Here is a 12,559-nt window from a genome sequence, read left to right as displayed (position 1 = left end):
AAAGGACCGTCAAAACTGAGCAGTCCTTTTTCGTTTTTTAACATTGCATATCGCAACTAACTATGGTTAGAAAGCGAAATGTTCAGCATCTAATGACATTAATGGATCTAAGCCACCAGCAATAACATCTACATGTGAGCGAACACGTGGCAAGATTTTTTTGAAGTAGAATCGAGCAGTTGTTACTTTTGCATTGTAGAAGTCAACTTCGCTAGTACCTTCTGCTAATTTCTCTTGTGCAACAAGTGCCATACGAGCCCATAGGTACGCTAAAGTGATATAACCTGAGAAGTAGAGGTAGTCTACAGCAGCAGCGCCTACTTCATCTGGGTTTTGCATTGCGCGCATACCAATTTGCATGGTGAGATCGCCCCATTCTTTGTTAAGCGCTGCAAGCGGCTCAACAAATTCTTTCATGGCAGCGTTGTCTTTGTTTGCTTCAACAAGTTTGTGAACCATTTTGGTAAAGTCTTTCAGCATTGCACCTTGAGTTTGCAATACTTTACGACCTAACAAATCAAGTGCTTGAATTTCAGTTGTACCTTCATACAAGCAAGCAATACGTGTATCACGTACGATTTGTTCCATGCCATGCTCAGAAATGAAACCATGACCACCGAAGACTTGAACACCATGCTTAGCAGATTCAGAACCTGTTTCAGTTAAGAATGCTTTTGCAATTGGAGTTAATAAAGACAAGATGTTGTCAGCAAACTTACGCTCTTCTTCTGTTTCGCCTTTTTCAACGATGTCAGCGTATTGAGCAAGTAAGTAAACAAGTGCACGACCGCCTTCAGCAAACGCTTTTTGAGTTAAAAGCATATTACGTACAGCAGGGTGAACGATAATCGGATCTGCATCTTTTTCTGGAGCTTTCGGACCAGAAAGTGAACGCATTGCTAAACGTTCTTTCGCGTAAGTTAACGCACCTTGGAAAGATGATTCAGATGCTGCTAAACCTTGAACAGCAGTACCAATACGTGCTGTGTTCATGAAGGTGAACATACAGTTCAAACCACGGTTTTCAGGTCCAATCAAGTAACCTTTAGCTTGGTCAAAGTTAATGACACAAGTCGCGTTACCATGAATACCCATTTTGTGTTCGATAGAACCACAACGTACCGCATTACGCTCGCCAATAGTTCCATCTGCATTTACATGGAATTTAGGGACGATGAATAATGAGATACCTTTAGTACCTTTCGGTGCACCCGGTAAACGTGCAAGAACGATATGGATGATGTTCTCTGCCATGTCGTGTTCACCAGCAGAGATAAAGATTTTCTCGCCAGAGATTGCATAGCTACCATCAGCATTTGGTTCTGCTTTAGAGCGGATAATACCTAAGTCCGAACCTGCATGAGATTCAGTTAAGCACATCGTACCCGTCCAAACACCTGAAACAAGGTTTGGTAAATAAGTATCTTTCTGTTCATCAGAACCATGATGTTCTAATGTACGTACAGCTCCGTGAGACAAGCCTGGGTACATACCCCAAGACCAGTTTGCTGTACCAACCATTTCAGAAATTGCGATACCTAAAGAGTTAGGTAAAGCCTGACCACCGTATTGCTCTTCTGCTGATAGAGACGGAAAGCCAAGTTCAATATATTTTTGATAAGCTTCTTTAAAGCCTGTTGGAGTGGTAACTACGCCATCATTCCAAGTACAACCTTCGCGGTCGCCAACTTGGTTTAAAGGAGAAAGTTCATTTTCACAAAAGTCTGCCGCAGCTTCTAAATATTGATCAACCAATTCACGGCTTACGTTACCTTGGAAATCAGGTAATTTTGCATAGTGTTCTTCAGCATTTAATAATTCATGCAAAACGAATTGCATATCACGTAAGGGCGCTTTGTATTGTGGCATATCGGGTTCCTCAATACTGGTGAAACCAGAGTTATAATCTTAATCTATGATAATGTGCCATGAGGCACCTTGGACTATTACATCGTGCAACAACTTGCATAACTGTACAAGCACCTCAGGACCTTTACTTTGTGACTGCAAAGTCAAGAAAAAAATGCCTAAACTAGCTAAGTGCTTTGAGTGTAAACACTTTTGGTTATGTTTATATGATACAAATAGTCAAAATCGTAAATAGTTATGTATAAACAAAAGGCGCCTATAGGCGCCTTTTGTTTCATGATTTTTAGAGTTATTTTGCTTGAGTTGGTGCAGGAGCAAGGGCGTTAACTGGTGGTTGAGGGCGTTTTGGTTCAAAACGAAGGTTACAAGTACCTTCAATTGTTTTATCGCCAACTTGCACATTCACTGCTTGTCCATTTGCTTTACCATCACATGCTTTTTGGATTTGTTCAAAGCGAGCTTGACGTTCGGCACGGTGCTGTTCCCATGCTGCTTTTTGTTCTGGTGTGAATTCACGGTGCTTCATACGATGGTGACCCTCACGTGGGCCATCTTGCATCATGCGATGTTCTGGTTTTTGTGGCTGAGTCGTTGATTGACAAGCCGCTAAACTTCCCATTGTTACAATTGCCGCACTGAATAATGCAATTTTTGCCGTCATTTTCATATTTAAAGCCTTTTAATGTTGTGTTTACTGATGGCTTAAAGATTAGATAATAAAGATGTAGAAACAATGGAGAGTTTTTCTTTTCGTTGTTGGTTACAATGCCAAATATAGGGTAAAAATGAGAGAGTGCTTTTGAACGTTCTACGTGTTCCCATTGCATTACGGTTATTTTTGACAGTCTTGCTCACCACATTGCTTATTGCGACTGCAAGCTTGAGTGTTTTGCACTGGACAATGCAAAAGAACTTTGCCAAATATGTGGCCGACGTTGAAATGCAGAAGCTCGACCGCCTTATTACCAATCTTGGCAATGTCTATACGGTGTACCATGATTGGGGAAATGCGATTCAGGCACAAATTTTACAAATCGAAGGGACTGCGGCTCCCGATGATTATGATCGCCTCTCGCAGTGGTGGCTTCGTCGCCAATATGATATTGCCATACAACAGCACTCTTTCGATGAACATGCCCTCATCAATATTTCACCTCAAGTTGCGCCGACAAATAAAAATACTATTTTTAGCGATGAAGAGTTAAAAACGCTTGAGCAAAATTTACCTTCTCAATATCAACCGTTTGAAGGGTTACGTTTCCCTTTAAGTGCAAACCAGTTTCGCCCAAGTGATGATAAAAATAAGTCAAAGAAGGGGAGCTTAAAAGATATTGAAACTCAAAATGGTAAGAAGCGTTTTATTGCTTTACCTGACCGTTTGGGTTTAAGTTCTCGTTTGTCTTTATATGATGCAAATCACCAATTTGTGGTTGGTGAACCGCCTTCTTCAGATCAGATGTCATTTCGCCCGATTATCTTAAACAATCAAGTCGTGGGATATTTAGGCTTAAAACCCGTTTTGGATAAAGAAGATGCTTTAAGTATTAATTTCTTTAGTAATCAAAAGCGTTATTTACTCTTAATTTATGCTTTAACCTTGCTCTCAAGTTTAGTTGCGGCGCTATTGATGGCGACTTATTTTAAGAAACCGATTCAGCGTTTATTAAATGCGACAAATGAATTAACGAAAGGAAATTATCAGCATCAAGTTGTTATTAAACGAAATGACGAATTAGGTGATTTATCCACCCAATTGAACCATTTGGCAGAAATTTTGCATCGGCATGAAGAATCACGTCGTCAATGGGTAGCGGATACTTCCCATGAATTAAAAACACCATTGGCTGTATTGCAAGCACAAATTGAAGCGATGCAAGACGGTATTCGAAAGGCAACCCCTGAACATCTTGATGCGATGATGCGTCAGGTTTCAAGCCTGAAAAAATTAACACAAGACCTTGCAGACTTGGCGCAGGCAGATGCACAACAACTCAAGTGTTATTTGAGTTCTGTCAATCCGTGGGAAGTTGTATTACAAGAGGTTGAGAACTTTAACCCGAAACTTGAACAAGCTGGTCTTGAAATTCAAGTTGAAGGAACAAGTTCTCCGCTATTATTAGATCGTGATCGGTTTAAACAGATTATTGTTAATTTAATTAGTAATAGTATTCGTTACACAGAAACAGGTGGCAAAATTCATATTCATACAGCCCAAACTCCACAGGAGTGGACTTTGTATGTTGATGACAGTCCATTTGGTTTAAATGATGAGCAGTTATCTCGTTTAGGTGAACGATTCTATCGCGTAGATGATTCGCGTACGCGTAGTACAGGTGGAACAGGGCTAGGCTTGGCTTTGTCTTGTAAAATTGCGCAGGCGCTCGGTGGTACACTCAGTTTTGAACATTCACCATTAGGTGGCTTACGTTGTGTACTCACTTTTAAAAAGCAGAGTTAAATATAAAAGGAAAAATATCTCATGAAACATGTGATGTTGGTTGAAGATGAAGTCGAATTAGCGCATTTGGTGCGTGATTATCTTGAAGCTGCCGGTTTTGAAGTAAGTATGTTTCATGATGGTCAAGACGCCTATGCGAGTTTCCAGCAACGTAAACCTAATTTAATGGTTCTGGACTTAATGGTTCCACGAATGGATGGTTTGACCATTTGCCGTAAGGTCCGTGAACAATCAGATTTGCCGATTATTATGGTGACTGCCCGTACCGAAGAAATCGACCGCGTCTTGGGTCTGAATATGGGCGCTGATGACTATGTATGTAAACCATTTAGCCCAAAAGAGTTGGTTGCCCGCGTACAGGCCGTTTTACGCCGTTTAGAACGTAAGGCAGAGCCTGAACAAAATGATTCTTTCCGAATTGATAAAGCACAGCAAAGAATTTGGTATCAACAAAAATCGTTGAGCTTAACGCCAACCGAATTTCGTTTACTTGAGCTATTTTTAGAGCATGTTGGACAAGTCTATTCACGAGCACAATTATTGGATCATATTAATCCAGATAGTTTTGACGTTGCCGATCGTGTGATTGACAGTCATATCAAAAACTTGCGTCGAAAAATTAGTGAAGCGGCTGAAACTGGTAACCGCCATGAGTGGATTCAAGCAGTTTACGGTGTAGGTTACCGCTTCGAATATCCAGAAGAATAAGCACTCACAGAAGTTATTCTGTGGATAACCACAATGTTATCCACAGAAAATGTGGATAATTTTAAAGATTTTATGGATAAATTATAATCTTTGTATGATTTGGTACGAATTGCCAAATCTCGTCTATATCTCCATTTCTAACTGCGATACATCCTAAAGTCCAATCCTTGTGTGGCATATAAGTCGAGCTAAAAGGCATAGATAAAAAGGATTTTGGGACTGATCCATGAATCATGATATCTCCACCCGTTGGTTGATTATGTTGCTTGGCATAAGCAATATCTTTCGTATCGGGATAGGAAATATGCAAGGATTTATAATACGCACTTTGTGAGTTTCGCCAATCTATAGAATAAACCCCTTCAGGTGTTTTTCCATCATTTTCAAAGTGTTTATGCCCTTCAGGGTTAAAGCCTAGACGAATAGGATAACGACGAATCACCTCATTATTATTTTTGAGTAGAAGTACGCGTTGATTTTTAAATACTTCAATTGAGGTGATGGGCTTGGTCTTAATTATTTCTAAGATTTCTTCGGTTGAAAGAGCTTTATGGGATGATGTAAAAGTCGGTAAATATTTTTCATAATTATAAAAAGCGATTCCTAATGGAATCATGAGAAGTGTACAAATAATGATAGGTCTAATTTTCATATATTATTCTTTGATGTTTAAGAAACTCTCTTAAGCGACTTAAGAGAGTTTTAGTCTTTAAAGTATTAAGAAGAACAGCTGACTGCTACGTCTGGTACGTCACTTGGTAAAGGACCTAAATCTTGTGATTGTTCGAGCTCTGGTTGTCTTGTATATGGCTGATCAAGCAGCTTAAATAAACGATCTACTTCGCTAAAATCATCTCGCTCAGCTGCTTCAATAGCACGTTGGGCCATGTGATTACGTAAGATATAAACTGGATTAGCTTGTTGCATATTCGCATCAAGCTCATCTGTATCTTGATGTTCACGAATGCTTTGATATTGACTAAGAAACTCATCAAACTGTCGAATATCAAGGCAATCATCTCGTAGAGTTTTATATTCTTTATTTTGAAGTCGGATAAAGCTTTGAGTGTAGTCGAGTTGTTCAGTTTGTAAGATTTTTAAAAAAGTAAAACTACAATCAAGACTGTCTTTATGAAAATGGGGAAGTCCCATTTTTTGACATAAACCAGTTGTGTAATGTTCCATGAAGGTTGGTTCAAATTGTTCTAAGCAACGCGCCAATTCCTCTTTAAACTGATCCTTTTGTTCAGGCTCAGCGAGAGGGATTAAGTTGTTTAACCACGTCCATAAATTCCAATGACCTATACTTGGTTGATTTTGGTAAGTATAACGGCCTTGATAATCCGAGTGGTTATTAATCCAGTTCGGGCGGAAACGCTCCATAAAGCCATATGGACCAAAATCGAGTGTAGAGCCAGTAATGTTGAGATTGTCTGTATTCATCACACCATGAGCAAATCCAACCAACTGCCATTTAGCAATCATGATTGCAGTACGCTCAACCACCTTTTTTGCAAAAGATAAAATAGGGTTCTCAGTTTCTAGACACTCAGGATAATGCCACTCAATACATTTTTGAGTAAATTCTGGCAGTAACTCTGGAGCGTATTGATTAATCCATTCAAAATGCCCTAAACGAATATGACATTCAGATGTTCTTAGTAACATTGCTCCCAATTCTAGTTTTTCGCGCTGTACCCCTTGAGTGGAGGTTGTAAAACCTACCGCGTGACTAGAAGCGACTCCTAAAGCATTTAAAGCATGCCCAGCTAAATATTCACGAACTACAGAACGCAACACTGCGCGTCCGTCTCCCATTCTTGAATAGGGTGTCGGGCCTGCACCTTTTAGATGTAGATCTATGGTTTGACCCTTTGTATTAAGTATTTGCGCAATCAGTAAGCCACGACCATCACCGAGTTGTCCCGCCCATTGTCCGAATTGGTGACCAGCATAGACCATAGCAAGAGAAGGAAATTCAGAGAAAGTACGCTGTCCGCTACAGATTTCAACCCATGCATTTTTTTCGTCTTCTGACCATTGCAGCTCATCAGCCAAAGCAGTATTGAAATGGCCTGCTTTTGCACCACGTAAAGGTGATGGTTGCTGAACATGGAATAATTTAGACGAAAGTGAAGGGTAAAGCGGATTAAATTGCATGGGCTTGGCAAAATAGAGAAAGCAGATTTCACTATACCATAGTTAAAAAGCGGGCATAAAAATAGCTCCCGAAAGAGCTATTTTAGATAAGAACTTATTCTAGTCTGATACTACATTAGTGTTCTTTTTAATGTTACGCATTAACGTTTCTAAACACTCACGATGATGACTTAAACGGTGTTCAAGCAATTGAAAATCAACTTTAAGCTTGTGATCCATTCTATGAATCTTTTCAGCCATTGCTGCTTTTTTCGCTTGTAGTTCTTGCTCTTTTAGCTTTGCCCAGTCATTTAATGTATGGGTAAAAGCTTCGTATTCCTGAGCAATACGTTGTTTCATCTGAGTCATATCAGCATTTACATTGTGACCATAAATAGCAAGGTCTTGTTCAGCGTATTTAAATTTCATCGCCAATTCTGCTTTTTTAATATTAAAGCTTGGAATACGACGTAAATTTTTAGCTAAACCAAGTTTAGAACATGACCATATCAACCATTTTGTTGGATCATATTGCCACCATTTCACACCATTACGATAATCGTATTGGAAGATATGATGATAGTTATGGTAACCCTCGCCCCAGGTAGCAATGGCTAACCAGAAATTATCACGTGCAGTGTTTTCGTCTGTATAAGGACGTTTACCCCACATGTGGCAAAGCGAGTTAATAAAGAAAGTCACTTGATGGCTAATGATTAAACGCAATAGACCACCTATGAGGACTACACCCCACAAATCGCCAGTTGCCCAACCAATTAAGCCTAAAATTCCAACATGAACTGCAACTACGAGTAAACCATAGTATTTATGTTGAAACATGACCAGTTTATCGTTCAATAAGTCTGGTGCGTTTTTAAAATCTGGCTCAGATGGTGAATGATCGCGGATCATCCAACCCATATGGGCATACCAAAAACCACGCTTAATTGAATATGGATCCTCATCAACATGATCAACATGTCGATGGTGTGTACGGTGACCAGATGCCCAGAACAAAATACTATTTTGCACGGCAAATGTACCACCAATCATTAAAAGAATTTTAAGTGGTAACGACGCTTCATAAGCTCGGTGAGCCCACAGGCGGTGATAACCAGCAGTAATCCCCATACTACTTAGAGCTAAAAGAAAAATTAAGCTTACCCATGCGCTTACACTAAAATCATAATAATACGCATAAATCGGGATTATGATTGCAGCAAGAATTGGTAAACCAATTAAGGTAATGCTAGCGGTCCAGTTAATTGGGGCTTTGAGTGGGGCGGAAGTCATATCCGGCAGCGCTCCTAGAAACCTTGTCAGACAAGGTACAAAGACAAAACGACATAGCAAAACCAATCATCAAGATATATTGCTATTCTATCCTTCATATTAGCACGTGCTTAGTGAGAATCACTAACATTATTGTACAGATGTATTGAAAGAACGGTAACAGATTTAAACTATGTCACAGAGTTTTTCAAGTAGGAGAAGTTGTTTAATGAACGTACAACGATTGAAAAAAAAGAACAACATTGATATTGCAAGAAAATTATCATTGCAGTCTATCTTGATCACGATCAGTCTTGTATTAGCTGCATGTCAAAGTACCCCACAACAAAATATTCAGAAAGGCCAGAAAGCTCAAGTAAAACCAGTCCATCGCGTACAACCTCCTGTAGTAAAAAAGAGAGTGAGTCCTGATGGCATTCAAGATATTGATTGGCAGATTACCCAAATTAATGGTCACAAGGCTAAGTTTTTTAACCAATGGCCAGTTCTTTCTTTAAATTCTGCTGTCAAAACAGTATCAGGCCATACGGGCTGTAATGGCGTTTTTGGTCGATATACTTTTGATTTCAGTCAACAGAAACTTGATATGCAGGTCAATGCAGGACATTCAAGTTGTGATGGTGCGTTGGCTCAAGAGGCAGAGTTGATTGATTCTTTACAGCGTATTCAAAAATTTCAGTTAGTAGGTAATACGTTATATTTACTTGACCAAAGCGGTCAGCGATTAATTCAGGCACAAAAGAAATAATAAAAGGTGGTTTTACCACCTTTTTTATATTTACAGAGCTTGTAACATCGCAGTTGGAATATCTGTAATTAGCCCCTGTATATCTAAATCCCGTAGCTTTTTTGCTCTTTCTACATCATTCACTGTCCAAACACTAATATTTAGGTTTGCTTGTTGTGAAAGCTGAATCATTTCATCTGTTGCGAGTTGATCATGCCAGCCAATATGACAGCAACCATATTGATGAGCGAGTTCAATTGCGATTGCACCCACTGGAAGTTCAACTAATATGCCTCGTTTAAATTGAGAATTCATCTCACGTAAAGCTGTTAGGATCTGAAGGTCAAAACTTGTGATGGTCACGACTTTCTCATAACCCTGCAATTCAGTCTCAAGCTTTTGAACGAGTCTTTCTGCTAAAGCCATGTCTCTTACAGCTTTCACTTCAACTTCAATATGATCGAAGTTATCAAGTAAGTTTAAAACGCCTGTAAGTGTAGGTGTTGGTTCAGAGTTTGGCCAATTGGGCCAGTTTTGACGATGATCAAATGACAATGCTTGAGACAAATTAGATTGCTCAACAATTTGATCTATTCCCGCAGTACGTAAGAAATTGTCATCATGGATAACGACTAATTCTTGATCTTGAAGCTGACGAATATCAAATTCGACACCAAGAATACCTAGATTTTTTAAGTGCTGAAAACCACCTAGCGTATTTTCAGGAGCTTCTTTGCGAGCACCACGATGACCAATAATGCGCATAATTTTCTTCTATCAACTATTTCTAATGATGGTCTCTTCAAAAGAGCAGAGACCATGTTTAATCTAATCTACTTTTAAATAATCTCATTAATATTTTTTTGCCAAAGCACTTCTTGTCCACCTTCAGCACGTTGTAAAGCGCGAGATGCGACAAACAACCAGTCAGACAGACGGTTTAAAAGTTGGAGTGCCGTGGTTTGAATATTCTGGTCGCGTGTTTGTACTGACATTAGCGATCGTTCTGCACGGCGGCAAACTGCGCGTGCCTGATGGGCATAACTGCAAGTTAAAGAGCCAGATGGTAGAATAAACTCTTTAAGCATGGGTAAGTCTTCATTCATACGGTCAATTTCTTTTTCAAGAAATTCAATGCAAACAGGCTGAAGTAAATTGTAGTTTGGAATACAAACCTCGCCGCCTAAGTCAAAAAGCCAGTGTTGAACTAAGCTTAGACTCTTATCCCAATTTGCTTTGTCTATTACTTGACTTGCAGTGATTTGAGCTCGAAGAACGCCAATAATGGCATTTAGTTCATCGACATCACCAAGTGCTGCAACTCTTAAATCATCTTTGGCAACACGAGAGCCATCGCCTAAACCTGTTGTACCTGAGTCGCCTGTGCGTGTATAGATTTTGCTTAAACGGTGTCCCATGATGGATATCCTGAACATAAAAAAGGGGATAATGTCGGTCAGAACATTACCCCGAAACTGGAGTTAAGAAAATATTTTTATAATTAAACTTTTGCTTAGTAGCTTAAGGTCACACCAGCTGATGCAAGACGGCCGCTGGCAATATAGTATGAGCCAACCTCTTTATTCCACGCAGTTTTATAGTCTGTATCATATAAGTTTTGAATATTAGTAAAGATTTTGACATTTGGGTTCATTTGCCAATAAGCGTTAAAATCAAGAGTAGTGTAGCCTGGGACATCTTGTGTATCTTTTGCTTTGCCTTTTGCAACGAAAGCAGTGTTGAAGCCATATATACCATTATCCCAACCAATATTCATGTTGAAGTTTTGACGTGGGCGATTTGGCGCATCTTGATCAGTTTCATCATTTTTAGGTTGAATATAAGCATATTCAGCATTGATAAACCAATTATCTAGTGACCACTTTAAACCTAACTCAGCACCAGTTAAGGTTGCTTTATCAATATTATAAAATACGAAATTTGTTGCGGCAGAAGATACCATTAAGTTATCAACTTTAGTTTGATAAACCGAACCATATACATTTAAGCCGTGGTTTAGTTTTTGATCAAATCCAAGTTCATATGACACGCTTTCTTCTGGTTTTAAATCTGGATTTCCTCCCCACCAAGTTGGTTCCGTAATAATTTGTCCTACAACTGGTGCACGGAAGGCTGTACCAATATTTGCATATACACTAGTGGTTGGTGTTACAAGGAGACGCCCAGCAAGTTGTCCAACTGTATGTGTACCAAATTGGTCATTATCTTCTACACGAATACCTGCTTGGGTATTAATGCCATCATGTTGATATTGATGTTGTAAATAATAGCCAGTCGTCTTATTAGAATTATCGAATCCTGTATCGCCACTATAAGCAACTACTTTCTCTGCAGTTGTTTTATTATGTTCTACACCAAATAAAATATTTTGGCTTGGTGTAAATTGCCATTTAATATTTGAATCTACCTCTTGTTGCTTTGTATTTACAATTGATGGATATGCTGCTTTTATTAAATTATATTGGTCTTCAAATTGAGAAAGACGAGTATTCCAAATAATATTGTTAGTTAAATTAAGACGGGCGTTAACATTATATAAGCGGTTAGTAAAATCATAGGCTTGTGCTGAGCCATAAGAAAAAAAGTCACCAGTACCTTTATTTTCTTTGATTTCAGCTGATAAAGCATATTGCTCTTTATCAACACCAACTTTAGCTGAATACCCTTTTTGATCAAAACCAGCTTTACGATTGTCATTGCTAATGATTTGATCACCATCTGTTTCAAAACGTTGACCACGAATTTGAGCATAATAACCATCTTGGGCTAAATCTATACCTAGAATAGATTTATAAGTATTTTTCTCGCCAGCTTCGATAGTCGTAAAGATTTTATTTTGTGTAGGAGTTTTTGAAATTAATTGAATTACCCCACCAATCGCATCAGTACCATATTGAACTGATGCCGGGCCCCGTAATATTTCAATTTGTTTAATATCGGTTGTATCAAATAAGTGAATATTTTGACCTGCTACAGTGGCAGTATTTGAACGCATACCGTCTTGTAAAAATAGAGTGTGTCCAGCACTTGCTCCTCGGATAAATACAGAAGCTGTTTGGCCATAACCACCTGTTTGATGAATAGTTAACCCAGCTTCTTTTCTTAATAGAGACGGCAAATCTGCAATTGGATTCTGCCCAATTGTTTTTTCATCAATCACTGAAATACGCGCTGGAACTTCACTCGCTTTTTCAGCACTTTTTGAAGCAGTCACTACAATTGGATCAAGTTGAGTTGCGTTCGTTGTTTCTTCAGCAAAAATAACAGGTGAAAACCCCATCGCAATAGCGATAGCCCCTACCAGACGAGTAGGTTGAAAAGTCTTAGACATAACATGCTCCATA

11 protein-coding genes are annotated in these 12,559 nt (G+C 39.0%); 3 read left to right on the top strand and 8 right to left on the bottom strand.

The features are described from left to right. Positions 1–66: 66 nt before the first annotated feature. The gene (locus AC07M3_RS13305) at positions 67–1,869 is read right to left on the bottom strand and encodes an acyl-CoA dehydrogenase C-terminal domain-containing protein (RefSeq protein ID WP_494567513.1); all 1,803 of its coding nucleotides are present in this window, start codon (positions 1,867–1,869) and stop codon (positions 67–69) included. Positions 1,870–2,158: 289 nt separating this feature from the next. After that, complete coding sequence (locus AC07M3_RS13300; protein ID WP_375037716.1) at positions 2,159–2,536, bottom strand: hypothetical protein; 378 nt, start codon at positions 2,534–2,536, stop codon at positions 2,159–2,161. Positions 2,537–2,668: 132 nt separating this feature from the next. Between AC07M3_RS13300 and baeS the strand changes: the two genes are divergently transcribed. After that, positions 2,669–4,327, top strand: a complete 1,659-nt coding sequence (gene baeS, locus AC07M3_RS13295; protein ID WP_307012539.1) for a sensor histidine kinase efflux regulator BaeS — start codon at positions 2,669–2,671, stop codon at positions 4,325–4,327. A 21-nt stretch (positions 4,328–4,348) separates the two neighbouring features. Continuing rightward, complete coding sequence (locus AC07M3_RS13290; RefSeq protein ID WP_003655179.1) at positions 4,349–5,035, top strand: response regulator; 687 nt, start codon at positions 4,349–4,351, stop codon at positions 5,033–5,035. A 70-nt stretch (positions 5,036–5,105) separates the two neighbouring features. Here the strand turns inward: AC07M3_RS13290 and AC07M3_RS13285 are convergent, their stop codons facing one another. The 3 genes from AC07M3_RS13285 to AC07M3_RS13275 form a co-directional block, all read right to left on the bottom strand. Next, complete coding sequence (locus tag AC07M3_RS13285; RefSeq protein WP_307012541.1) at positions 5,106–5,687, bottom strand: L,D-transpeptidase family protein; 582 nt, start codon at positions 5,685–5,687, stop codon at positions 5,106–5,108. A 65-nt stretch (positions 5,688–5,752) separates the two neighbouring features. Next, complete coding sequence (locus AC07M3_RS13280) at positions 5,753–7,195, bottom strand: protein adenylyltransferase SelO (RefSeq protein ID WP_494567512.1); 1,443 nt, start codon at positions 7,193–7,195, stop codon at positions 5,753–5,755. A 99-nt stretch (positions 7,196–7,294) separates the two neighbouring features. After that, positions 7,295–8,467, bottom strand: coding sequence for an acyl-CoA desaturase (locus AC07M3_RS13275; protein ID WP_092708642.1), 1,173 nt, complete (start codon positions 8,465–8,467; stop codon positions 7,295–7,297). Between the two features lie 208 nt (positions 8,468–8,675). On the opposite strand from AC07M3_RS13275, the gene AC07M3_RS13270 reads away from it, so the two are divergent. Further along, positions 8,676–9,215 carry an META domain-containing protein gene (locus AC07M3_RS13270; RefSeq protein ID WP_127493904.1) on the top strand — a complete coding sequence of 180 codons (540 nt, stop codon included), beginning with the start codon at positions 8,676–8,678 and terminating at the stop codon, positions 9,213–9,215. A 30-nt stretch (positions 9,216–9,245) separates the two neighbouring features. Here the strand turns inward: AC07M3_RS13270 and AC07M3_RS13265 are convergent, their stop codons facing one another. From AC07M3_RS13265 to AC07M3_RS13255, 3 genes are all read right to left on the bottom strand, one after another. Further along, the gene (locus tag AC07M3_RS13265; RefSeq protein ID WP_494567511.1) at positions 9,246–9,959 is read right to left on the bottom strand and encodes a glycerophosphodiester phosphodiesterase; all 714 of its coding nucleotides are present in this window, start codon (positions 9,957–9,959) and stop codon (positions 9,246–9,248) included. A gap of 74 nt (positions 9,960–10,033) precedes the next feature. Next, a complete protein-coding gene (locus tag AC07M3_RS13260; RefSeq protein ID WP_004638907.1) occupies positions 10,034–10,612 on the bottom strand; it encodes a cob(I)yrinic acid a,c-diamide adenosyltransferase in 579 nt (192 codons plus the stop codon). Positions 10,613–10,707: 95 nt separating this feature from the next. Beyond that, positions 10,708–12,558 (bottom strand): TonB-dependent receptor plug domain-containing protein, encoded by a 1,851-nt coding sequence (locus tag AC07M3_RS13255; RefSeq protein WP_494567510.1) that lies wholly within the window; start codon positions 12,556–12,558, stop codon positions 10,708–10,710. Position 12,559: the final 1 nt, after the last annotated feature.

The sequence above is a fragment of the Acinetobacter sp. GW821-FHT09D10 genome, assembly GCF_059416285.1.
The sequence above is the reverse complement of the archived record's forward strand: the minus strand, read 5'-3'. Positions and strand labels throughout refer to the sequence as shown.